At 68.8% G+C, this 21799-nt stretch carries 21 protein-coding genes; 3 read left to right on the top strand and 18 right to left on the bottom strand.

Annotated features, from left to right (window positions below; genetic code table 11):
* Positions 1-13: 13 nt before the first annotated feature.
* Both AC1DGC_RS18595 and dusA read right to left on the bottom strand, forming a co-directional pair.
* Positions 14-388 carry a PepSY domain-containing protein gene (locus AC1DGC_RS18595; protein WP_478048557.1) on the bottom strand — a complete coding sequence of 125 codons (375 nt, stop codon included), beginning with the start codon at positions 386-388 and terminating at the stop codon, positions 14-16.
* Positions 389-600: 212 nt separating this feature from the next.
* Entirely contained in the window at positions 601-1617 is a 1017-nt protein-coding gene (gene dusA, locus AC1DGC_RS18590) for a tRNA dihydrouridine(20/20a) synthase DusA (protein WP_478048556.1), read from the bottom strand.
* A gap of 174 nt (positions 1618-1791) precedes the next feature.
* Between dusA and AC1DGC_RS18585 the strand changes: the two genes are divergently transcribed.
* Complete coding sequence (locus AC1DGC_RS18585) at positions 1792-2748, top strand: cation diffusion facilitator family transporter (protein ID WP_394162879.1); 957 nt, start codon at positions 1792-1794, stop codon at positions 2746-2748.
* Positions 2749-2764: 16 nt separating this feature from the next.
* Here AC1DGC_RS18585 and AC1DGC_RS18580 read toward each other — a convergent pair whose 3' ends face one another.
* Positions 2765-3064: a MafI2 family immunity protein gene (locus AC1DGC_RS18580; protein ID WP_478048555.1), complete on the bottom strand. Its 300-nt coding sequence runs from the start codon at positions 3062-3064 to the stop codon at positions 2765-2767.
* Positions 3065-3105: 41 nt separating this feature from the next.
* Positions 3106-3954, bottom strand: a complete 849-nt coding sequence (locus AC1DGC_RS18575; protein WP_478048554.1) for an AraC family transcriptional regulator — start codon at positions 3952-3954, stop codon at positions 3106-3108.
* Between the two features lie 110 nt (positions 3955-4064).
* On the opposite strand from AC1DGC_RS18575, the gene AC1DGC_RS18570 reads away from it, so the two are divergent.
* A complete protein-coding gene (locus AC1DGC_RS18570; protein WP_128096132.1) occupies positions 4065-4490 on the top strand; it encodes an organic hydroperoxide resistance protein in 426 nt (141 codons plus the stop codon).
* 226 nt (positions 4491-4716) lie between these two features.
* Here AC1DGC_RS18570 and mmsB read toward each other — a convergent pair whose 3' ends face one another.
* The 5 genes from mmsB to AC1DGC_RS18545 are packed head-to-tail and all read right to left on the bottom strand — an operon-like array spanning position 4717 to position 10261.
* Positions 4717-5607 (bottom strand): 3-hydroxyisobutyrate dehydrogenase, encoded by an 891-nt coding sequence (mmsB, locus tag AC1DGC_RS18565; RefSeq protein ID WP_259206733.1) that lies wholly within the window; start codon positions 5605-5607, stop codon positions 4717-4719.
* A complete protein-coding gene (locus AC1DGC_RS18560; protein ID WP_478048553.1) occupies positions 5604-6779 on the bottom strand; it encodes an enoyl-CoA hydratase/isomerase family protein in 1176 nt (391 codons plus the stop codon). Before AC1DGC_RS18560 ends, mmsB begins: the two co-directional genes overlap by 4 nt.
* A complete protein-coding gene (locus AC1DGC_RS18555) occupies positions 6776-7573 on the bottom strand; it encodes an enoyl-CoA hydratase (RefSeq protein ID WP_478048552.1) in 798 nt (265 codons plus the stop codon). Before AC1DGC_RS18555 ends, AC1DGC_RS18560 begins: the two co-directional genes overlap by 4 nt.
* Positions 7570-8724 (bottom strand): acyl-CoA dehydrogenase family protein, encoded by a 1155-nt coding sequence (locus AC1DGC_RS18550; protein ID WP_478048551.1) that lies wholly within the window; start codon positions 8722-8724, stop codon positions 7570-7572. Before AC1DGC_RS18550 ends, AC1DGC_RS18555 begins: the two co-directional genes overlap by 4 nt.
* 31 nt (positions 8725-8755) lie before the next feature.
* On the bottom strand, positions 8756-10261 hold the full coding sequence (locus tag AC1DGC_RS18545; RefSeq protein WP_478048550.1) for a CoA-acylating methylmalonate-semialdehyde dehydrogenase: 1506 nt from the start codon (positions 10259-10261) through the stop codon (positions 8756-8758).
* Positions 10262-10372: 111 nt separating this feature from the next.
* On the opposite strand from AC1DGC_RS18545, the gene AC1DGC_RS18540 reads away from it, so the two are divergent.
* The gene (locus AC1DGC_RS18540; protein ID WP_478048549.1) at positions 10373-11743 is read left to right on the top strand and encodes a helix-turn-helix domain-containing protein; all 1371 of its coding nucleotides are present in this window, start codon (positions 10373-10375) and stop codon (positions 11741-11743) included.
* Between the two features lie 723 nt (positions 11744-12466).
* On the opposite strand, the gene AC1DGC_RS18535 is transcribed toward AC1DGC_RS18540, so the two are convergent.
* The 9 genes from AC1DGC_RS18535 to AC1DGC_RS18495 form a co-directional block, all read right to left on the bottom strand.
* Positions 12467-14404 carry an RpoH suppressor gene (locus tag AC1DGC_RS18535; RefSeq protein ID WP_478048548.1) on the bottom strand — a complete coding sequence of 646 codons (1938 nt, stop codon included), beginning with the start codon at positions 14402-14404 and terminating at the stop codon, positions 12467-12469.
* Positions 14405-14546: 142 nt separating this feature from the next.
* Positions 14547-15086 carry a lipocalin family protein gene (locus AC1DGC_RS18530; protein ID WP_259206747.1) on the bottom strand — a complete coding sequence of 180 codons (540 nt, stop codon included), beginning with the start codon at positions 15084-15086 and terminating at the stop codon, positions 14547-14549.
* A 28-nt stretch (positions 15087-15114) separates the two neighbouring features.
* Positions 15115-16188 (bottom strand): cyclopropane-fatty-acyl-phospholipid synthase family protein, encoded by a 1074-nt coding sequence (locus AC1DGC_RS18525; protein WP_259206749.1) that lies wholly within the window; start codon positions 16186-16188, stop codon positions 15115-15117.
* Positions 16185-16982 carry a DUF1295 domain-containing protein gene (locus tag AC1DGC_RS18520; protein WP_259206752.1) on the bottom strand — a complete coding sequence of 266 codons (798 nt, stop codon included), beginning with the start codon at positions 16980-16982 and terminating at the stop codon, positions 16185-16187. The genes AC1DGC_RS18525 and AC1DGC_RS18520 overlap by 4 nt, the downstream gene beginning before the upstream one ends.
* The gene (locus AC1DGC_RS18515; RefSeq protein ID WP_478048547.1) at positions 16979-17536 is read right to left on the bottom strand and encodes a DUF2878 domain-containing protein; all 558 of its coding nucleotides are present in this window, start codon (positions 17534-17536) and stop codon (positions 16979-16981) included. The genes AC1DGC_RS18520 and AC1DGC_RS18515 overlap by 4 nt, the downstream gene beginning before the upstream one ends.
* A gap of 1 nt (position 17537) precedes the next feature.
* Entirely contained in the window at positions 17538-18794 is a 1257-nt protein-coding gene (locus tag AC1DGC_RS18510; RefSeq protein WP_394162855.1) for a class I SAM-dependent methyltransferase, read from the bottom strand.
* Positions 18791-19558 carry a DUF1365 domain-containing protein gene (locus AC1DGC_RS18505; RefSeq protein ID WP_259206755.1) on the bottom strand — a complete coding sequence of 256 codons (768 nt, stop codon included), beginning with the start codon at positions 19556-19558 and terminating at the stop codon, positions 18791-18793. Before AC1DGC_RS18505 ends, AC1DGC_RS18510 begins: the two co-directional genes overlap by 4 nt.
* On the bottom strand, positions 19555-20835 hold the full coding sequence (locus tag AC1DGC_RS18500) for an NAD(P)/FAD-dependent oxidoreductase (protein WP_478048546.1): 1281 nt from the start codon (positions 20833-20835) through the stop codon (positions 19555-19557). The genes AC1DGC_RS18505 and AC1DGC_RS18500 overlap by 4 nt, the downstream gene beginning before the upstream one ends.
* 1 nt (position 20836) lies before the next feature.
* Complete coding sequence (locus tag AC1DGC_RS18495) at positions 20837-21796, bottom strand: acyl-CoA desaturase (protein ID WP_478048545.1); 960 nt, start codon at positions 21794-21796, stop codon at positions 20837-20839.
* Positions 21797-21799: the final 3 nt, after the last annotated feature.

Genomic DNA, 21799 nt, shown 5'->3' with positions numbered 1-21799 from the left:
CAACTATCCCTGTTCAGGGGTTATCGCCGCGTAGTGAAGACATATCCGATCGCGGTGCGCGGGGCTGTGAACGCGCCGGCGCGGGGTCGTCCATGTAGCGGACCCGGCCCCGATCGTCCATGTACTTGACCCGATTGATGTCGCGACCGTCGTACGGCACCCGCTCGGCCCCCAGGATGTGCCCACCGGTGGTGCGCTGCACGCGGCGGACCGCGTCGGACAGCGAGCGCTCCGGCGGGGCACCGCGGGCGGCCCGGACCATCTCCCCACGCGCCGGATCCGGGTTGGGCTCCTGCGCCGAGGCACTGCCGAGGGAGGCAGCGGCGCCCGTCGCCAGGAAGGCGAGGACGGCAAGGCGGCGGTGGCGGTGGCGGGTCACGGAGAACATCGGTCTGATCCTAGCGGAGCGCGGCAAAACGTTCAAAAGTTGTAAATCCGATCGCGCCGACCTGGGCCGGCGTTTTACGAATCCTTAGCGAATTCTTGGTTTTACGCAGTGAATCCGGTCTGAACTTTTCAGGTCGCACGGTCATGCCGTTCATCTAAGTGAACATTGGCGGCTAAAGCGTGCCGCTTGTCAAGCTGACAAGGTGATGCGGCTCACGCAGCGACACGCTCGGCCTGCGCGCGGGTGACTGCCAGCGCCTGGTCGATGAGCTCCCAGCCCGCGCCGGGGCGATGGGCGCCCTCGCTGAGCACCTGGCGGAACGCCCGCCCGCCTGGCTGCCCGTGGAACAGGCCCAGCAGGTGGCGGGTGATGTGCTTGAGCGCCAGGCCGCGGCCCAGCTGGGCGTCGATGTAGGGACGCATCGCCCGCAGCAGCGCCTCGCGCGGCTGTACGGCCATGCCGGTCTGGGCGGCCTCCAGCTGATGCAGTACGTAGGGGTCGTGATAGGCCGCGCGGCCGAGCATCACCCCATCCAGCGCCGGCAGCTGCGCCTGTGCCGCCTCGACCGTGGCCAGGCCGCCGTTGAGCACGATCTGCAGCTGCGGGCGGTCGGCCTTGAGACGGTGCGCCCAGTCGTAGCGCAGCGGCGGCACTTCGCGGTTTTCCTTGGGCGACAACCCCTTCAGCCACGCGTTGCGGGCGTGCACGATGAACATGGCGCTGCCCGCGTTGGCGGACTGATCAACGAAGTTGACGAAGGTTTCGTAGTCGTTGTCTTCATCCACGCCCAGCCGGCACTTCACCGTGACCGGGATGTCCACCGCCGCCACCATGGCCGCCACGCACTCGGCGACCAGGGCGGGCTCGCGCATCAGGCAGGCACCGAAGCGCCCGGCCTGGACCCGGTCGGAGGGGCAGCCGCAGTTGAGGTTGACCTCGTCGTAGCCCCAGTCCTGGGCGATCCGCGCGGCCTGCGCCAGCAGGGCAGGCTCGCTGCCCCCCAACTGCAGGGCCAGCGGGTGCTCGCTGCCGTCGAAGCCGAGCAGGCGTTCGCGGTCGCCATGGATCACCGCGTTGGCGTGCACCATCTCGGTGTACAGCCGCGCGCCCGGCGCCAGCAGCCGGTGGAAGTACCGGCAATGGCGGTCCGTCCAGTCCATCATCGGGGCGACGGACAGGCGCAGGGAGGCGGCGTAACGCGCGGCGGCGGCGGTGGCAGGTTGGGTCATCGGGACGGAGCGTCGGATACTGCTGGCATTGCCAGCGCAATCAATAGTTTACCCCCTCGGAATGAACGCTGCCCGAGGGGTCGGGCGAGGGGGTGGAGGCCCAGGCCGTCGCGCGCCACCCGCGCGAGGGGCGCGCCGGGGGAGAATGCACCTCCCTGCACTGCCCGATGTCCGATGACCCCGCCCCGCGCTCGACCGTTCGACCCCACCACCGAACAAGGCGTATTGCGCCTGTCGATCGGCGCCTCGCTGGCGATGGCCGCCGCCGCGGTGGTGTTCGGCTTCCTGGCCAACTCCTCGTTGATCATCTTCGACGGCATCTACGGGCTGATCGACGTGGTGATGACCTGGCTGTCGCTGCTGGTGGTGCGGCTGATCAGCCTTTCCACCCACGTGGACACCCTGCAGTCGCGCTTGAACCAGCGCTTCACCATGGGCTTCTGGCACCTGGAACCGATCGTGTTGGGTGTCAGCGGCACGCTGATGATCGGCGCGGCGCTGTACGCGGCGGTCAACGCGGTGGATGCGCTGATGGCCGGCGGGCGCGAGATCGCGCTGGGGCCGGCGATCCTGTTCGCGGTGCTGTCGATCATTGCCGAGATCGGGCTGGCGGTGTTCATCCGCCGGGTCAACCGCAGCATCGGCTCGGAATTCATCGCGCTGGACGGCAAGAACTGGGTGGTCTCGGCCAGCATGTCGGCCGCCTACCTGGTCGCCTTCGTCGGCGGCTGGCTGCTGGGCGATACGCGCTGGGCATGGCTGGTGCCCTACATCGATCCGGCGATCCTGCTGGTGGTGTGCCTGTTCGTGATGGTGGCCCCGCTGGGCACGGTGCGGCAGGCGCTGTCGGACATCCTGCTGATCACCCCGGTGGACCTGCAGGCACACGTGGATGCGGTGGCACGCGACATCGTGGCCCGGCACGGTTTCCTGGAGTACCGCAGCTACGTGGCCAAGGTGGGGCGTGGCGAACAGATCGAACTGTTCTTCGTGGTGCGCGCCGATGATCCGCCGCGTGCGCTGCTGGAATGGGACCGGCTGCGCGATGAGATCGGCGAGGCGCTGGGCGAGGAATCCCCGGACCGCTGGCTGACGATCATGTTCACCACCGACCGGGAGTGGGCGATCTGACGCGTACCCCGTGCCCCTACGGGCGCGGCTTTCGCAGGAAGATCAGGAAGCCGTCGGCGGGTATCTCGGCGCGTGCCGATGCCACGATGCGATGCGATATGGACACGGTTGCGGGAAAGTCGGCCATCACCTCGGTCTCGATGCAGGAGATGTCCTCGACCCACTCCTCCACCGCAGCTGCATCGATGAAGAACACCAGTTCGAAACCGGTCGCCCCGTGGAGCTGGCAGGCGACGGCGACGAGTTCGGGGAACACCTCCCCGAGCAGCGCGCGGCTGGTACTGAGGATGATGTTCGCGCGCAGGTTGCGTTCCATGACACGCCTCGATGCAGGTGGCAGGTCGCCGGTGCGACCGATCATACGGCCTCGCTGCGTGGGGATGCCGCCATGGCCTGCTTCCACTGCCGCGGCGACTGCCCGGTCTGCACCTTGAAGGCGCGCGACAACGCCGCCTCGCTGCCGTAGCCGACGTCGATGGCGATGCGCTTGAGCGGCAGGCCCTTGCGCAGCGCCTGCTGCACCAGGCGCGTGCGCCAGCCCTGCAGATAGTGGCCGGGCGTGCTGCCGATGGTGTCGCGGAAGCTGTCGGCGAAGGCGCTGCGCGACATGCCGGCGCGCTGCGCGAGCGACTCCAGCGTCCACTCCTCGGCCGGCGATTCATGCATGGCCACCAGCGCGTGGCGCAGGCGCGGGTGGGCCATGCCGGCGAGCAGGCCGACACGCAGTTGGCCGCTTTCCATCAGCGCGCGCAGGATCTGGATCAGCACCACCTCGAACAAGCGGTCGAGCAGTGCCTGGCGGCCGCAGCGCTGGGCGAAGGCTTCCTCGAACAACACCGACAGGATGGGCTGGCCGCCATGGAGCTGGTCCAGTGGCAGGCAGATGACCGGCGGCAACGCCGCAGCCACCGGATGGGTGCCGGCGCCTTCGAACTGCAGGTGCGCGCAGGCGAAATCGGCGCCGCGCCGGGGATCGGTGACGAAGCGGTGGGCAAGCGGGCGCGGGTAGAGCAGTACGCTGGGCTGGTCGATCTGCAGCACCTTGCCATCGGCGTGCTCGACGCGGACCTGGCCCTCGCGGATGAGATGGAGCTGGCCGCGCTCGCCCTCGGCGGCCAGGTCGTTGATGCCGCACAGCGGGCCGGCGTGGAAGACCTCGGCAGTGACCGCAAAACGGCTGAGCAGGGATTGCAGGCGGTCGACCATTTGGACGCTCGATCAAGTTTGATAGACGAAATGTAACCCAACGTACCCCTGGCGCGGTCAAAGTACACCTGCCATCTGGCCCACCCCCGTTCACGCCACAGGAGATTCCCATGTCCATCGAAAAGGTTCTGTACACCGCCACCGCCACCGCTACCGGCGGCCGTGAAGGCCACGCCACCTCCTCCGACAACGTGCTGGACGTGCAGCTGTCCACCCCGCGCGAGCTGGGCGGCGCGGGCGGCCCGGGCACCAACCCGGAACAGCTGTTCGCCGCCGGCTACTCGGCCTGCTTCCTGGGCGCGCTGAAGTTCGTGGCCGGCCAGGCCAAGGTTGCGCTGCCGGCCGAAACGGCGATCACCGGCAAGGTCGGCATCGGCCAGATCCCGACCGGCTTCGGCATCGAAGTGGCGCTTGAGATCTCGGTCCCGGGCCTGCCGCGCGAGCAGGTGGAAGAACTGGTGCAGAAGGCGCACATCGTGTGCCCGTACTCCAACGCGACCCGCGGCAACATCGACGTGACGCTGACCGTTGCCTGATGCCGCAGGTGCCGTGCCGGATCACGGACGGCACCTACCGCACGGGTAAAAAAATGGGCGGCTGCCTGGCTGGATAGCCTGGCAACCGCCCATCCCACCGCGGTGGATCCCGGGCAAGGCCACGGGATGCATCTGGTGCAGGGCGCCGACCGAGGGTCGATGCCACGGGCATTCCCCGGAGGTGTCGGGGTTCATGCGATTGCCGGCCAGCGGCCGGCACGACCGGCTATTTCTCGTTTGCGATCAGCTGCACGACGCTGGAGAAATCCAGCTTGCCGCGGCCGGCCTGGTGGTTCATCGAATACAGGTTGCGGGCCAGTTCGCCCAGCGGGATCGACGCGCCGACGCTCATCGCCGCTTCCACTGCCAGGCCCATGTCCTTGAGCATGAGGTCGCTGCCGAACCCACCGCTGTAGCCGCGCGACGCGGGTGCGTTCTCCAGCACGCCCGGCCACGGGTTGCACACTTCTGTGGCCCAGCTGCGGCCGGTGCTGACCGCCATCATCTGCGAGAGCACCTTCGGGTCCAGCCCATGCGCGACGCCGAGTGCGATCGATTCGCCGGTGACGGCCATGATCACGCCGAGCGCCATGTTGTTGCACAGCTTGGCGACCTGGCCGGCACCGCTGGCGCCGACGTGGAAGATGTTCTTGCCCATCGCCTGCAGGATCGGGCGGGCGCGTTCGAGCGCCTCGGCTTCACCGCCGACAATGAAGGTGAGCGTGCCGGCCTGGGCGCCTGCCGTACCACCCGATACCGGCGCGTCGAGCATCTGCAGGCCACGCGCGGCGGCCGCTTCAGCGACCTTGCGCGCGGTGGCCGGGGCGATCGTGCTGCAGTCGATGACCAGCGCGCCACCGGGGATGTCGCCGAGCAGGCCGTCATCCCCCAGGTACACGCCTTCGACGTGGCGGCTGGCCGGCAGCATCGAGATCACGATCTCGGCGTCGGTCAGGGTGTCCAGCGCGGAATGCGCGGCGCTGGCGCCGGCATCGACGGCGGCCTGCACGGCGGCGGGCACCAGGTCGAACACGCGCACGGCGTGACCGGCCTTGGCCAGGTTGGCGGCCATCGGGCCCCCCATGTTGCCCAACCCGATGAATGCAATACGGCTCATGCGTGGCTCCTTTCAGGGACGGTGGCACCGAGGTCGACCAGCGGATGCGCTGCGTCGGACCAGGGGGATACGAAGAAGGTGCGGGCCCACTCGGCGGTGGCGTCAGCCAACGTGCGCGGCTGCCACTGCGGGTTGCGGTCCTTGTCGATCAGCAGCGCGCGGATGCCTTCGGCGAAGTCGCCATGGGCGGCCGCATGCAGCGCAGCGATGTACTCGATGCGGTAGACCTCCGCCAGCGAGGCGCCCTCGGCCAGACGCTGCAGCTCGAATGCCAGCCGCGCCGAGCCGGGTGCACCGGCGGCAAGCGTCGCTTTGGCGGTGCTCAGCCAGGCATCGTCCGTCTCCAGGGCAAGAATCGCCTCGACGATGGCGCCGACGTCGTCGCCCTCGCACAGCGCATCGATCGTGGCGGCATTGCGCAGCAGCGGGCCGGTGGCCGCGTCGCTGGCGTGCTGCTGGAGCAGCGCGGTCAGTTGTTCGTGGTTGCGCCTGGCCTCGTTGCTCCAGTGCACGCCTGCCAACGCGTTGAACACGGTCTCGCGCTGCGCCTCGGCGATGTGGATGTCGGCCAGGCCGGCGTAGATCGCATCGCCCGGGTTGAGCGGTGCCCCGGTCAGGGCCAGGAACAGGCCGCCGTGGCCGGGCACGCGCGGCAGCAGCCAGCTGCCGCCCACGTCCGGGAACAGGCCGACGGTGATCTCCGGGAAGGCCAACTTGGAGCGCTCGCTGACCACGCGGTGGCTGGCGCCGGACATCAGCCCGATGCCGCCGCCCATGACGATGCCGTGGCCCCAGCACAGGATCGGCTTGGGGTAGGTGTGGATGGCGTAGTCGACGCGGTATTCCACATCGAAGAATTCGGCGGCGTAGGCGTTGTCGCGGATGTCGGTGCTGCCGCTCGCGCGGTAGTCGACCATGCTGCGGTACAGGCTGTGCAGGTCGCCGCCAGCGCAGAACGCTTTCTCGCCCGCGCCCTGCAGCACCACCATCGCGATGCCCTCATCGTCGGCCCAGGCTTCCAGCCGCTCGCGCAGCAGGTGCGCCATCGGCAGCGAGAACCCGTTGAGGGTGCGCGGGGCGTTGAGCGTGGCGATGCCGATGCGCGTGCCATTGGCGGCGACGCGCTCTTCGAACACTACCGGCGCCTCGTCGGTGGCGACGGCGGTACTCATGCGTTCTTCCACTGCGGGGCGCGCTTTTCCAGGAAGGCATTGACGCCCTCGGCCTGGTCGGCACGGTCGAACAGATCCACGAAGGCCTCACGCTCGGCCACCAGCGCCGAGGCGTGGGTGCCGCTGCGGGTAGCCTGGACCAGGGTCTTGCAGGCGGCGATGCTGGTCGGGCTCTGCTTGCCGGCCTTGTGCGCCCAGGCCAGCGCCAGCGCCTTGGCTTCGCCCTTGCCGACCTTCTCTTCGACCAGGCCGATGCGCAGCGCGGTATCCGCGTCGATGCGCTCGCCGAGCAGGATCATGCGCTTGGCCCAGCCTTCGCCAACCAGACGCGGCAGGTTCTGGGTGCCACCGGCGCACGGCAGCAGGCCGACGGTGGCCTCCGGCAGTGCGACCTGGGCGTGTTCTTCGATGATGCGCAGGTCGCAGGCCAGCGCGCATTCCAGGCCACCGCCCATCGCGTAGCCGTTGATCGCGGCGATGGACACGCCACGGAAGCCGGACAGCGCCTCGAAGGCTTCGCCGAAGCGGCGCGCGGCTTCGCGGGCGGCCGCCTTGTCGCCGGAGGCGAACTGCTTGAGATCCGCGCCGGCGGAGAAGAACTTCTCGCCGCCACCGGTGATCACCAGCGCATAGATGCCGGCGTCGGCATTGAGCGCGCCGACCAGGTCGCGCAGCGCCGACAGGCTGTGCACGGTCCAGGTGTGCGCGGGCGGGTTGTCCAGGGTGACCACGGCGACGTGGCCATCGGCCTCGACCTTCAGGCCGGTGTGATCATGCATGCGCCAATCCATCATCGCAGTTCCTCGTCGGTATTGAGCAGGTGGCGGGCCACGATCACACGCATGATCTCGTTGGTGCCCTCCAGGATCTGGTGCACGCGCGAGTCGCGCAGCAGCCGTTCAATCGGATATTCGCGGATGTAACCGTAGCCGCCGTGGATCTGCAGTGCGTCGTTGCATATGTTGAAACCGGCATCGGTGGCGAAGCGCTTGGCCATCGCGCACCACACGTTGGCATCGCCGGCACCGGCATCGAGCTTGCGCGCGGCGGTGTGCACCATCTGCCGTGCGGCGACCAGCTGGGTGGCCATGTCGGCCAGCTTGAACTGCAGCGCCTGGAACTCCGACAGCGCCTTGCCGAACTGGCGGCGCTCGCCCATGTAGCGGCGGGCGGCATCCACGGCGCCCTGGGCCGCGCCCAGCGAGCAGGCGGCGATGTTGATGCGGCCACCATCCAGGCCCTTCATGGCCAGCTTGAAACCGCTGCCTTCCTCGCCGAGCAGATGGCTGACCGGCACGCGCACGTTTTCGAAGGTGATGCCGCGGGTCGGCTGGCTGTTCCAGCCCATCTTCTCTTCCTTGCGGCCGTAGCTGATGCCCGGCAGGTCGGCCGGCACCGCGATCGCGCTGATGCCGCCCGCACCGGCGCCGCCGGTGCGCGCCATCACCACCAGCAGTTCGGTGGCACCGGCGCCGGAGATGAAGGCCTTGGAACCGTTGAGCACGTAGTGGTCGCCGTCGCGCACCGCGCTGGTCTTCAGCGAGGCGGCGTCCGAGCCGGCACCCGGCTCGGTCAGGCAGTACGAGGCCAGCTTGCTGCCGGACGAGAGGTCCGCACCCCATTCGGCACGCAGGCTCTCCTGGCCCCACTTGGCCACCATCCACGACGCCATGTTGTGGATGCTGATGTAGGCCGCGGTGGACGGGTCCACGTTGGCGAGCTCCTCGATGACGACGGCGGCGTCCAGACGGCTCAAACCGCTGCCACCGACCTCGGGGTCCATGTACAACCCACAGAACCCGAGTTCCCCTGCCTTGGCGATCGCCTCGCGCGGAAAGATGCCCTCCGCATCCCATCGCGCGGCGTGCGGCGCCAGTTCGGCCTGGGCGAAGTCACGCGCTGCCTCTCTATAGGCCTGCTGCGCTTCGTCGAGTTCCGTCGTCATCGAGTGGCTCATGGTCGAACTCCGTTGTTGCTTATTTCAGGCTGATGGTGGTGTTGACGCCATGACCCAGCGTCTCGTCGTCGAACCAGCGCGAGGTGATCGTCTTGGTCTGGGTGTAGAACATCACCACCTGCTTGCCGTACGGGCCCAGGTCGCCGAGCTTGGAGGCGCGCGAGCCGGTGAACGAGAACAGCGGCACCGGCACCGGGATCGGCACGTTGATGCCGACCTGGCCGACGTCGATGTCTTCCTGGAACTTGCGCGCCGCCGCACCGGACTGGGTGAACAGCGCGGTGCCGTTGCCGTTCGGGTTGGCGTTGATCAGTTCGATGGCGTCTTCCAGCGTCTCCGCTTCCAGGATCACCAGCACCGGCCCGAAGATTTCCTCGTCGTACACGCGCATACCCGGCTTGACGCCGGCGAAGATGGTCGGGCCGACGAAGTTGCCCTTCTCGAAACCATCGACCTGCGGGTTGCGGCCGTCGAGCACGAGCTTGGCGCCCTGCTCCACGCCCGAGGCGATCAGGCCTTCGACACGCTCACGCGCTTCACAGGAGATGACCGGCCCGACATCGGTACCGGCCACGCTGCCGGCGCTGACTTTGAGGGTCTTGGCCTTGTCGACCAGGTCCTGCACCCACTCCCGCGCTTCGCCCACCAGCACCAGGGTGGAGGCCGCCATGCAACGCTGGCCGGCGGCACCGAAGGCGGCGCCCACCATCGCGTTGAGGCTCTGCTCCTTGTTGGCGTCCGGCAGCACCACGGCGTGGTTCTTGGCGCCCATCATGCACTGCACGCGCTTGCCGGCCAGCGAGGCGCGGTTGTACACGTGGGTGCCGACGCGGGTGGAGCCGACGAACGACACGGCCTTGATGTCCGGGTGATCGCAGATCGCGTTGACCACGTCTTCGCCGCCGTGGACGACGTTCAGCACGCCCTTGGGGATGCCCGCTTCCAGGGCAAGCTCGACCAGGCGCATGGTGACCATCGGGTCCTGTTCGGACGGCTTGAGGATGAAGGTGTTGCCGGTGGCGATGGCCATCGGGAACATCCACAGCGGGATCATCGCCGGGAAGTTGAACGGGGTGATGCCCGCGCACACGCCCAGCGGCTGCAGCAGGGTGTAGGTGTCCACGCCGTTGGCCACGTTGTTGGCCAGCTCACCCAACTGCAGGTTGCCGATGGCGGCGGCGTGCTCGACCACTTCCAGGCCGCGGAACACATCGCCCTCGGCATCGGGCACGGTCTTGCCCTGCTCGGCGGACAGGATGTGGGCCAGCTCGCCCATGTTCTCGCGGATCAGCTGCTGGTACTTCAGGAAGATGCGCGCACGGGTGCCGATCGGGGTCTTGCGCCAGGTCTTGAACGCTTCCTTGGCCGAGGCGACGGCGGCGTCGACTTCGCTGGGGGTGGCGAACGGAACCTGGGCCAGGACGTCCTGGGTGGCCGGGTTGACCACGTTCTGCCAGTGCGAGCTGGCCGATTCGATGAACTGGCCATCGATCAACATGCGGATACGGGGCGCTGCAACAGTCATGGACAATCCCGGCGGGTCGAAAGTTGTTGGCATTATTCACAGTGCCGCCCTCGATTTCCGGCCTGTATGCGCTTAATCTGGCCAATGCCCGCTACGATTCTTGTGAATTTTGTGAATAGCCAGCCTCCCCATCGCCAGCTCGGCCTGCGCCTGCTCAAGCTGCGCGAGCAGCGTGGCTACAGCCAGGTCGATCTGGCCCGGGCGCTGGGGCTGTCGGCCAGCTACCTGAACCAGATCGAGCGCAACAAGCGCCCGCTGACCCCGGCGGTGCAGCAGAAGCTGCGCGACGTGTTGGGCGACGTTTCCGGATTGTTCGAGGGGGATGAGCCCGGGGCGTTGCAGGAGGCGCTGGGCGAGACGCTGCGCGACCTGGGCCTGGACGATGTGAGCAGCACCGAGCTGCGCGCGATGGCCGGCAACCTGCCGCAGGTGAGCCGTGCCCTGCTCGACCTGCACCGCCGCCACCTGGTGCTGCGCGAACATGCGGCCGCGCTGGAGTTCCAGCTGGGCGACGTGCACGCCGGGCAGACGCTACCGGCCGGCGACCAGGTGCGCGACTTCTTCAACCGCATGCACAACCATATCCCCGAACTGGACGACCTGGCCGAGCAGTTGTTCGGCGAATGGGGGCTGGTGGCCGGGCATGTGGCACCGCGCCTGCGCCAGCTGTTGGCCGACCGCCACGGCGTACTGGTGGAGGTGGGGCCGTTGCAGGCCGGGCGCGAGAAGCGGGTGTACGACGGGGGAAGCCGCACGCTGTGGCTGCCCGATTACCTGGAGCCGGGCCAGCAGGCGTTCCAGATGGCCGCCGAGCTGGCCCTGCTGGGGTATGCGGCGCAGATCGATGCGGTGATCGCACGTGCCGGGTTCCGCGACGCCGAGCAGATCGCGCAGGCGCGGATCGGCATGTCCAACTACTTCGCCGGTGCGCTGGTGATGCCGTACGCGCAGTTCCTGCGCGCCGCCGAGCACAGCAGCTACGACATCGATGCGCTGGCGCACCGCTTCGGCGTGGGCTTCGAGGCGGTCTGCCATCGCTTGAGCACGCTGGCGCGGCGCAGTGCGCCCGGGCTGCCGTTTTTCTTCATCCGCGTGGACCGCGCCGGCAATGTGTCCAAGCGCCACTCGGCGACCGACTTCCATTTCTCGCAGGTGGGCGGCTCGTGCCCGCTATGGATCGTGTACGAGGCCTTCAACCAGCCCGGCCGGGTGCTGACCCAGACCGCGCGCATGCCCGATGGGCGCCGCCACTTCTGGCTGGCGCGGCAGGTGAGCAGTGGCCCGATCGGGCATGGGCAGCCGCGCAAGACCTTCGCGGTCGCGCTGGGCTGCGACCTGCAGCATGCCGAGCGCCTGATCTACTCGCGCGGGCTGGATATCCAAAGCCCGGGCAACTCGGTATCGATCGGTCCAGGCTGCCGGGTGTGCCCGCGCGAAGATTGCATGCAACGCGCCTTCGCGCAGCTACCCGGCCGCAGGTAGAGTCGACCGTTGGTCGACTTCCATCCGACGCCGGAAAGGGTCGACCCCCGGTGCGAAGAGCAGCCGACCAACGGTCGGCTCTACCGACGCCGGACAGGTTCAACCCAACGTAGAGTCGACCGTTGGTCGACTTCCATCCGAAGCCGGGAGGTTCGACCCCCAGTGCGAAGAGCAGCCGACCAACGGTCGGCTCTACCGGCGCCGGACAGGTTCAACCCAGCCCGGACAGGTTCAACCCAACGTAGAGTCGACCGTTGGTCGACTTCCATCCGACGCCGGAGAGGTTCGACCACCGGTGCGAAGAGCAGCCGACCAACGGTCGGCTCTACCAACGCCGGAAAGGTTCGACCCGCCGTAGAGTCGACCGTTGGTCGACTTCCATCCGACGCCGGGAAGGGTCGACCCCCGGCGCGAAGAGCAGCCGACCAACGGTCGGCTCTACCGGCGCTGGGAAGGTTCAACCCGCCGTAGAGTCGACCGTTGGTCGACTTCCATCCGAGGCCGGGAAGGTTCGACCACCGGTGCGAAGAGCAGCCGACCAACGGTCGGCTCTACCAACGCCGGACAGGTTCAACCCGGCGTAGAGTCGACCGTTGGTCGACTTCCATCCGACGCCGGGAAGGGTCGACCCCCGGTGCGAAGAGCAGCCGACCAACGGCCGGCTCTACCGGCGCTGGCGGCCACCGGTCGGTTTCACCGGATCGGGAAGCGCCCTGTCCTGGCTCAATACATCGGCGTGACCTTCATCTGCGGCAGCGGGCGCGGCGCGCCGTCGGTGAGGTCGGGGCCGAGGTCTTCCCAGTGCTGGCCCTGCTCGACCATGTGCCGCCACAACCGCTGCGATTCGTGCCGCTTGTCCTCCGAGCCCAGCCGATAGGACGGCGGGGGCGGTTCGCCGGTTGCCACGCTCTGGTAGGCATCGGTCCAGGCGGCCACGCGCTGAGCGGGATCGTCGGTACGGGCAATCTCCAGCGTGTAGCGCTGGTACGCCGAGGCCAGGTTGCGCCAGCGGATCCAGTAATGGTTGTGGAAGGAGAAGCTGCAGAAGCGCTCGCCGGCCACGCTGCCCTTGGCGGCAATGCGGCCCAGCACCTCCTGCGGCATGTCCAGGTTCATGCCGCCCTCGTCGCCCTGCAGCGAGACGTGCACGATGCGGTCGCGATAGCCCGGTGCGCGCGCCTGCAGCACGTCGCGCCAGTTCTGCATGGTGGTGACGATGGAGAACAGGAACCCGGACATCTCCGCGGCGGCCAGCGGCCGGGCGATGGCATGGTAACTGCGCTGCCAGCCCTGGCGGTTCTCGCTGGGCAGGAACACGGCATGGTCGATCTGCGCGTGCTCGTCCTGCGCGTCGCTGGCCAGCACGCTGACCGCATCGGCATGCCGCGGGTAGACCAGGTTGATGCCGAACGTGGGCCAGCGCGGCAGTGCGGCATCGAACAGGTGGATCGGGAAATTGCTGCTGATGCCGCCATCGGAGAACCAGCACACGCGGAAGGCGGCGATGGCCGAGCCACAGGCCTGCCCACCGCTGGTCAAGCCTTCCATGCTCTCGGCGACATGCGGATTATGCGGCGCGGAGGCAGCGTCGGCCTGCGGCGCGCAGCGACGTTCACGGCGTGCCGGCTCGTGCAGCGGCACGGCGCTGATCAGCAGCGGGAAGCTCAGGCTCATGCGCGTGGCGACCAGCACCGGCAGCTGGTCGCCATCGACCAGGCGGTAATAGTCGCGGCCATCGACATGCACGGCGGCACCGGCACGGGCCACCAGCCACGCCACCACGCTGGCCGGGAACAGCTGGGCGAATTCTTCGCGCAGGAACCAGAACTGGGCGCCACTGAAGGGCAGCGTGCGCGGCTCGGTATGCGAGATGCAGGTGGTGATCATCTGCAGGGTGATCGCGTGCGGACCGGCCGGCTCGCCGGCGTAGCGCGGCGCCTGGTGCAGGTCGCCGAAGGTGAGCGGTTCATCCAGCGGCTTGCCCGAGAGCATCTGCAGGCGCTCGTGCAGCCAGTCGGTCAGGGCCGGCACCGAAGCGTCGGCCTGGGTGCTGCCATTGCACAGCCCCAACAGGTTGCGCCGTGCTACCCGTGCCACCCGCAGCGCGGCCGCCAGCACGCCGGCACCGTAGGCGCACAGCAGCGACGGCAGCAGCGTGGCCCACACGCCCTCGATCCCACCGGCCAGCCAGCCGATGCCGAGCAGCCCGAGCAGCGTGCCCAGCAGTTCCAGCGGCGCGATCGCGAACACGGCCGCGAGCAGGCAGGCCAGCTTGCGCGACAGACCGGCCTTGCCGGTGAGCATGACCAGCAGCCGGTAGGCCGTGCGCGCGCCATACGCCGGCTGGAACAGGCTGTAGATGAACCCACGCGTGGACAGCTGCGCCGACACCGCCGCCAGCCCCGGGAAGCCGACCTGGCCGGCGACCGGCTGGCCACTGTAGCGGCGGCGGTCGCCCAGTGCCGCCGCCGCCGCGACCGCCGCGGCGATCGCCCCGGCCGAGGTGCCGCCGATGCTTTTGAAGCGGTACTGGCGGGCCAGCGACAGCACCGCGTTGGGATACACGATGCCGCTGGTGATGCCGCCCTTCATGACCAGATCGCAGTACTTGTCCGCCACGTCGCGCCCTCTGTCCACCCACCGCGCGCCCTGCCCGCGCATGCCCCCGTCCGTGGGCCTTCGGCGCCTCCGTGCTGCTGCAGTGTGGCGCCCGCATGTGCCCGCACGGTGACGGGATGTACAGGCGGGGCCAGGGGGACAGTATCGCCGACCGGCTTCTCAGGGCCTGAGAACCGCGCCGCAGTTACGGCTGCTTCACCCCGCCGGACTGCGGCACGCGCCGCAGCTTGGACAGGTCATAGCCGAGCGCGGCGATACGGGCGGTGGCCTTGTTGTAGTCCGCGTCGGACATCTTCGGCGTGCGCGACATCAGCCACACATAGTCGCGCTTGCTGCGCCCGACGATGGTCTGCTGGTAGTCCGCATCCAGGTACACGATCACGTACTCGGCCTTGATCGGCCAGATGAACTGCATGCCCCACTCGGCCCCGTTCGTGCCCGGCTTGACGGTGCCGACCGGATGCATGGTCTTGACCGGCGCCTCGAAGCTGCCCTTGCGGTAGCGGAAGGTGGTCTGGATGCGACCGTCCGGGCGCAGCGCGTAGGACTCCACCGCATCGAACGCCTCGCGCTCGGGTCGGCTGGGGATGTGGGCGATCACGTACCAGTCGCCCATGAAGCGCGGCACGTCGACCTCGGCGACCGGGGGAATCGGACGGGAATTGCTGCCGCAGCCCAGCATCAGGCTGGCCAGCAGCAGTGGAACGATGGCGCGGACGGACATGGCAGGATCCTCATGGCGGGGGGTGCGATCACGGGCGGGCGAACAGGTAGTGGGCCACCTGCCATTGCTGGCCGTTCTGGTAGCCGAACAGCTCGGCGCAGGCCATCCAGAACATGCGCCAGCGTTGCGCCCACAGCGCCGCCGACGGGGCGCCGTAGCACTGGCCCATGATCTCCAGCACCGCATCGTGGTGCCGGTCCTGGTTGGCCAGCCAGTGGTTGGCGGTGCGCTCGTAGTGGGTGCCGTCCAGCAGCCAGCGCTGCTGCAGCTGCAGGTGCTGCTGGAAGCACAGCAGGGTGTCGGCGGCAGGCATCAGGCCACCGGTGAAGAAGTGGCGGCCCATCCAGTTGTCCTCGCCCTCGGTCTCGAACGGGTACATCAGCGTGCGGTGCACGAAGATGTGCACGAACAGCTTGCCTTCCGGGCGCAGCCAGCCGTGGATGCGCTGCAGCAGCTGCTGGTAGTTGCGCATGTGCTCGAACATCTCGATCGACACGCAGCGGTCGAACGTGCCGGCATCGAGCACCAGGTGGTTGACGTCGCGGGTGAGCACGTTGACGTTGTCCAGGCCGCGCAGGCGGCACTGCGCCAGGATGTGCTCGCGCTGGCTGTTGGAGTTGGATACGGCGGTGATGCGCGCGTTCGGGTAGCGCTCGGCCATCCACAGGGTAAGCGAGCCCCAGCCACAGCCGAGTTCCAGGATGTACTGGCCATCGGCCAGTTCCGCACGTTGCCCGTACAGCGCCAGCATCGCGTCTTCTGCCTGGTCCAGGCTCTCGCTGCCGGTGGGGTAGTAGCAGCTGCTGTACTTCAGGCGCTTCCCCAGGCACAGCTCGAAGAAGCGCGCCGGCACCTCGTAGTGCTGGCGGTTGGCGGCATCCACATGCAGGGCCACCGCGCTGCGCGACAGCCCGGCGATACGCTCGGCGAAGCGTTGCGACTGCGCCTGCTGGCCACCGGCCATCTCCTCGCGCAGGCGCTGTTCGCATTGGCGGCGGATGCCCAGGCGAAGCAGCGCGTCGGGAAGGACCCCGCGCTCGGCCAGGCCGGTCAGGCCCGCGGCGTAGTCGGGCGCGGGCAGGGAGTCACTGGCGGCGTTCACGGGGACGGCTCCTTGGGGGAATGCGGGGTACGGGTGGGAAACCAGGGGAACAACATCGGCGTGGTGCGCTGGTAGTCGCGGTAGTCCTCGCCACGGGTGCGCAGCGCCTGTGCCTCGGTGAACGGAATGCCGCTCACCCAGCGCAGGAACACGTACATCACCAACGGGCCGGACCAGGCCAGCCACCACAGCGGCGACTGCACCGCCAGCAGCACGTAGGTGAACCAGTGCAGCCATTCAAAGAAGTAGTTGGGATGCCGCGAGTAGCGCCACAGGCCGGCGCGGCAGGTCTTGCCCTTGTTGGCCGGATCGGCACGGAAACGCGCCAGCTGGCGGTCGGCGACGGCTTCGCCGCCGACGCTGAGCAGCCATACCGCCACCGCGCCGACGATCCAGCCGATCCCGTCGCGCTGCGGGTTGTGCGCGACCGCCACGAACGGCAGGGCGAACAGCACGATCAGCAGCGCCTGGAACTGGAAGAAGCCGAAAATCTTGCCCTGGTGCCCGTTCCAGTGCGCGCGCAGGTGCTGGTAGCGCCCGTCTTCCGGTTCGCTGCGCACGCGGTGCCACAGGTGCAGGGCCAGCCGCGATCCCCACAGCCCACCCAGCACGGCCAGGGCGATGCGCGGCGCGGCGGCACCGTCGCCGAGCAGGGCCAGCAGCAGCGCCGAGGCGCCCACGCCCTTGGCCCAGAGCACGTCGACCACGCCGATGTTCTGGTGGCGGCGCTGCCACCACCACCCCCAGGTCATGATCACCGCGGCATACAGCCACACCCACCACAACAGCTTCATGCGTGTTCTCCCGATCGATCCGCAAGGGGGTGCAGCGGCGTGCGCTGCCAGTGACGGGCGCAGGCCGCGAGCAGCGGCAACGCCATCGACCAGCCGATACCGAGCAGGGCCACGCCCTGCCAACGCGGTTCGGTGAAGCTCACCGACGACCAGCCACGCGCGGCCGACAGGTACGCCAGTGGTGCCAGCAGCAGCCCGACCAGGGCGGCGATGCGCAGGTGCCGCTGCAACACCGCGAAGGACACCGTCAGGGTCATCGCGAACGCGGCCCACAGCGCCAGGATCCACACCGGTGCCAGCCAGGCCGGGTCGTTGCCGGCGGCGTACTGCACCCAGCCCGAGCCGGCCGCCACCCCATCGACCAGCAGCCCGCACAGCAGCGCCACGCCGAGCAGGCGGAGCTCCACGCCCGGCTGCGGCGACAGCGCCAGCTGGCTGCCCACGTACACCGAGGCCGCCAGCAGCGCCGGCCAGCGCTGGCCGTGCCCGGCCCCGATCACCGCGCACAGCCAGACCCCCTGGTTGCCGATGACGTTGGCCCAGAAGCGCAGCATCTCAGGTGGCCTGCTGCAGCAGGGACGGCCGATAGTCCGGCCGCGCCATCAGCAGGTGCGACACGCCGATCGAGCGCTCCAGGAAGCCGCCTTCGCAGTACGCCAGGTAGAACTCCCACATGCGGATGAAGCGCTCGTCGAAGCCCTGTGCGCGCACCGCCGGCAGCTGCGCCAGGAAGCGCTGCCGCCAGGCGCGCAGGGTGAGCGCGTAGGAAGTGCCGAAGTCGTGCTGGCCGATCAGCTGCAGGTCGCTGCTGCGCGTCTTGGCGGCGATGATCGCGTTGATCGAGGGAATGAAGCTGCCGGGGAACACAAAGCGCTTGATGTAGTCCACGCTGCGCCGCGCCTGTTCGTAGCGCTGGTCTTCGATGGTGATCGCCTGCAGCAGCGCCAGTCCATCCGGCTTGAGCAGGCGGGTGAGCGTGTCGAAGTAAGTGTCGAGGTACTGCGCGCCGATCGCCTCGATCATCTCGATGGAGACCAGCTTGTCGTATTGGCCCTCCAGGTCGCGGTAGTCCTTCAGCAGCAGGGTCACTTTGTCCTGCAGGCCGGCCGCGTCGACCCGCTGTTTGGCCAACGTGTACTGCTCCACCGAGATGGTGGTGGTGGTGACGCGGCAGCCGATCTCGCCGGCGGCATACAACGCGAAGCCGCCCCAGCCGGTACCGATCTCGACCACGTGGTCGTCGGCAGTGAGCTGCAATTCCTCGCAGATGCGCGCCAGCTTGCGCCGCGAAGCGACCTCCAGCGGGTCGGTGGGCGCGGCATACAACGCCGAGGAATACATCAGGTCGCTGGACAGGAACAGCGAGAAGAACGGATTGCCCAGGTCGTAGTGCGCGGCGATGTTGCGGCGACTGCCCTCGCGGGTGTTGCGGCGCAGCCGGTTCCAGCCCTTCAGCAGCCACCCACCGACACGCGCCACGCCACGCTCCATGCCGTCGAGCAGGTCGCGGTTGCGCACCAGCAGCTGCACCAGCGCGACCAGGTCGCTGCAGCGCCACTCGCCGCGGATGTAGGACTCGCCGGCGCCGACGCTGCCCTGGGCGGCCACGGCACGGTAGAAGGCCGGGTCGTCCACCCACACCGTCACCTTCAGCGCGGCGGCAGGATCGCCCAGCAGCACGTCACCGCCGGCATCGCGCAACTGCAGGCAGCCACCGTGCAGCGGCGCAAGCTGGGCCAGCAGGCGCGCGCGCAGGAAGCGCTCCAGCGCACTGGGCAGGGGCACGGCAACCGGCCGGGTCATGTCGTTCATGGGCGTTTTCCAGCAAGCGAAGGGTGGTCGTGGACGGGGTTGCGCTTGAGCCACAGGCGCAGTGCCTGCCAATGGATGGCGGCTACCACCTGCAGGGTCATCAGCGGAAAGCGCAGCAGCACGCCGGCCAGCCCGCGCGCGGTGATGGGATGGCGTTGCAGCATCAGGTCGGCGTCGAACTGGCGCTCGCCGCCGCGCCAGACCTGCATGTGCACGTGCAGGTCCTGCCCGGGCGCGGTGAAGCGCCAGCGGTAGCGGCAGTCCATCGGCATGAACGGGGAGACGTGGAACTGCTTGTCGAACTCCCACGCCAGCGCGCGGCCGTTGGCATCGGCCGCGGCCACCGGCAGCACGTAGGCGTGGCGTTCCTTCCAGGGCGTGTTGGTGATCTCGGCGACGATGCAGTCCAGGGTGCTGCCATCGGCCGCATAGCAGTAGTAGAAGCTGACCGGGTTGAAGGCGTGGCCGGCATAGCGCAGGTGGGTGAGCAGGCGGATCGGGCCCTGCGGCGCGCGGCCCAGCGCGTCGGTGATGCGCGCGCGCACCGCGTCGGCCAGCGGCTGGGCGGGGTCGCCGAGGTAGTCGCTGCGGCGGAACTCGGCCAGGTTGCGGCGCCCCACCGACCACAGCCAACGCCGCCGGAACACCGTGTCCAGCTCGTCCAGGTCGAGCAGCAGCTGCGCCACCGGATAGCCGAACGCATGCGGGTGGGGCGCATGGCGGCGGTGGCGCATGCGGCCGCGGTAGAGCGCGCTGGCACTCATGCTGGCTGCGCCTGTGCCAGCGGCCAATACGCGTCGGCATCCAGTGCCTGCAACGCATCCACTACGCGTCGCGCGCTGCGGATGCCGTCTTCGTGGAAACCCCAGCCCCAGTACGCACCGGCGAACCAGGTGCGGCGACGGCCCTGGATCTCGGCCCAGCGTTGTTGCGCGCGCACCATCGCGTGGTCATGCACGGGGTGGGCGTACTGCAGGCGGCGCAGAATCCTGTCCGGATCGATCGCGTCGGTGCGGTTCAAGGTGACCACCAGCGGCGTGGGCGTGTCGATGCCCTGCAGCTGGTTCATCAGATAGCTCACCGTGCAGGGTTCCATCGGCGCGGCCGGCACGTGCGCGTTCCAGGCCGCCCAGGCCTTTCGGTTGCGTGGCAGCAGGCGCGCATCGGTGTGCAGCACCACCTCGTTGGGCTGGTAGCGGATGGCGCCGAGCACGCTGCGCTCGGCCGGGTCGGCATCGGACAACAGCGCCAGGGCCTGGTCGCTGTGGCAGGCCAGCACCATCTGGTCGAAGCCTTCCAGGCCGGCGGCGCTGTGCACGCGCACGCCGTGTTCGTGGCGCTCGACGCCGAACACCCGGCAGTCCAGCCGCTCACGGACCTGCCAGCGCCGGCGCATGGCCTCCACGTAGCGTGCCGAGCCCCCCTGCACCACCCGCCACGGCGCGCGGCCGCTCACCTGCAGCATCTGGTGGTTGGCCATGAACTGCACCAGGTAGCGCGCCGGGAACGCGGTCAGGCTGGCGGTAGGGGAGGACCACAGCGCCGAGGCCATCGGCAACAGGTGCTCATCGATGAAGGTGCGGCCATACTTGCCGGCGGCAAGGTAGTCGCCCAGTGAAGGGCCTTCATCGTCGCCCTGCAGCAGCGCCGGGGCCTCGCGGTAAAAGCGGCGCAGGTCGGCCAGCATGCCCCAGAAGCGCGGCGACACCAGGTTGCGGCGCTGGCAGAACAGGCCATCGAGCGAGGTTGCGTTGTACTCGCGCCCGCTGCGCTCGCTGTGCACCGAGAAACTCATGGTGGTCGGCTGCGAGGCGACGTTGAGTTCGTCGAACAGCGCGGTCAGCAGCGGGTAGTGCAGCGGGTTGAACACGATGAAGCCGGTGTCCACCGCGTGGCTGGCGCCATCCACCTGCACCTGGTGGGTGTGGGTGTGGCCGCCGAGGTAGTCATTGGCCTCGAACAGGGTCACTTCGTGCTGCTGGCCCAGCCACCAGGCGCTGGCCAGGCCGGCGATGCCCGATCCGATCACGGCGATACGCATGTCAGTGCTCCGCCTTGGCCAGCACCCAGGCCGGCACCGGTTTGAGGTCGCTCACCAGGCGCAGCGCCGCCATCAGGCGCAGGCCGTACCAGGTGATGTCCACTTCCCACCAGTAGAAGCCCTGGCGCGCGGTGCCCGGGAAAAAGTGGTGGTTGTTGTGCCAGCCTTCGCCGAAGGTGAGCAGCGCCAGCCACAGGTTGTTGCGGCTGTCATCGCCGGTGGCGAAGCGCTGGCGGCCGAAGCGGTGCGCCAGCGAATTGATGGTGACCGTGGCGTGGAACAACACCACGGTGGAGATGAAGAAGCCCCACACCAGCATCTGCCCGCCGCTGGTGCCCCAGGACGGAGCGATGCGTTCGAGCAGTGCGCCCAGGCCGAACAGCGCGGCGGCCAGCGCGATCGGCACCAGCGTGTCGAAGCGGTCCAGCCAGCGCAGCTCGGGGTACCTGGCCAGGTCCGGGATGCGGTCCCAGTCGGTGCGGAAGCCCTCGGTGGTGAGGAACCAGCCCATGTGGCTCCACCAGAAGCCATGCACGCCGGGCGAATGCGGATCGGCGGCGGTATCGGTGTGGCGATGGTGGTTGCGATGGTGCGCGGCCCACCACAACGGCCCGCGCTGCACGCTGGCCGCGCCGATCAGCGCGAAGACGAACTGCACCGCGCGCGAGGTCCGGAAGGTGCGGTGCGAGAAGTAGCGGTGGTAGAAGGCGGTGATCGCAAACATGCGCACTGCGTACAGCGCCACGGCCACGCCCACCGCGACCCACGACACCCCCACCCAGATCACGGCGAAGCAGGCCAGGTGCATCGCGGCGAAGGGGATGGCGCGCAGCCAGTCCACGCGCGTGGCCGCATCGGCAGCCACCGGCGTGTCGGCACTGGTATCGAACCAGCGCCGCACGGTGGCCCAAGGGCCACGACGGGGCTTGCGTGCTGCAGCAGTGGCGGGTCCGGCCGACATTTC

The sequence above is a fragment of the Stenotrophomonas sp. 05N37 genome (assembly GCF_056397365.1).
This window is presented reverse-complemented; position numbering and strand designations above follow the sequence as displayed.

Excerpts from the sequence above, each read along its gene's own strand:
- AC1DGC_RS18595 (WP_478048557.1), bottom strand. The coding sequence starts at position 388 with ATGTTCTCCGTGACCCGCCACCGCCACCGCCGCCTTGCCGTCCTCGCC.
- dusA (WP_478048556.1), bottom strand. The coding sequence starts at position 1,617 with ATGACCCAACCTGCCACCGCCGCCGCCGCGCGTTACGCCGCCTCCCTG.
- AC1DGC_RS18585 (WP_394162879.1), top strand. The coding sequence starts at position 1,792 with ATGACCCCGCCCCGCGCTCGACCGTTCGACCCCACCACCGAACAAGGC.
- AC1DGC_RS18580 (WP_478048555.1), bottom strand. The coding sequence starts at position 3,064 with ATGGAACGCAACCTGCGCGCGAACATCATCCTCAGTACCAGCCGCGCG.
- AC1DGC_RS18575 (WP_478048554.1), bottom strand. The coding sequence starts at position 3,954 with ATGGTCGACCGCCTGCAATCCCTGCTCAGCCGTTTTGCGGTCACTGCC.
- AC1DGC_RS18570 (WP_128096132.1), top strand. The coding sequence starts at position 4,065 with ATGTCCATCGAAAAGGTTCTGTACACCGCCACCGCCACCGCTACCGGC.
- mmsB (WP_259206733.1), bottom strand. The coding sequence starts at position 5,607 with ATGAGCCGTATTGCATTCATCGGGTTGGGCAACATGGGGGGCCCGATG.
- AC1DGC_RS18560 (WP_478048553.1), bottom strand. The coding sequence starts at position 6,779 with ATGAGTACCGCCGTCGCCACCGACGAGGCGCCGGTAGTGTTCGAAGAG.
- AC1DGC_RS18555 (WP_478048552.1), bottom strand. The coding sequence starts at position 7,573 with ATGATGGATTGGCGCATGCATGATCACACCGGCCTGAAGGTCGAGGCC.
- AC1DGC_RS18550 (WP_478048551.1), bottom strand. The coding sequence starts at position 8,724 with ATGACGACGGAACTCGACGAAGCGCAGCAGGCCTATAGAGAGGCAGCG.
- AC1DGC_RS18545 (WP_478048550.1), bottom strand. The coding sequence starts at position 10,261 with ATGACTGTTGCAGCGCCCCGTATCCGCATGTTGATCGATGGCCAGTTC.
- AC1DGC_RS18535 (WP_478048548.1), bottom strand. The coding sequence starts at position 14,404 with ATGCGCGGGCAGGGCGCGCGGTGGGTGGACAGAGGGCGCGACGTGGCG.
- AC1DGC_RS18530 (WP_259206747.1), bottom strand. The coding sequence starts at position 15,086 with ATGTCCGTCCGCGCCATCGTTCCACTGCTGCTGGCCAGCCTGATGCTG.
- AC1DGC_RS18520 (WP_259206752.1), bottom strand. The coding sequence starts at position 16,982 with ATGAAGCTGTTGTGGTGGGTGTGGCTGTATGCCGCGGTGATCATGACC.
- AC1DGC_RS18515 (WP_478048547.1), bottom strand. The coding sequence starts at position 17,536 with ATGCTGCGCTTCTGGGCCAACGTCATCGGCAACCAGGGGGTCTGGCTG.
- AC1DGC_RS18510 (WP_394162855.1), bottom strand. The coding sequence starts at position 18,794 with ATGAACGACATGACCCGGCCGGTTGCCGTGCCCCTGCCCAGTGCGCTG.
- AC1DGC_RS18505 (WP_259206755.1), bottom strand. The coding sequence starts at position 19,558 with ATGAGTGCCAGCGCGCTCTACCGCGGCCGCATGCGCCACCGCCGCCAT.
- AC1DGC_RS18500 (WP_478048546.1), bottom strand. The coding sequence starts at position 20,835 with ATGCGTATCGCCGTGATCGGATCGGGCATCGCCGGCCTGGCCAGCGCC.
- AC1DGC_RS18495 (WP_478048545.1), bottom strand. The coding sequence starts at position 21,796 with ATGTCGGCCGGACCCGCCACTGCTGCAGCACGCAAGCCCCGTCGTGGC.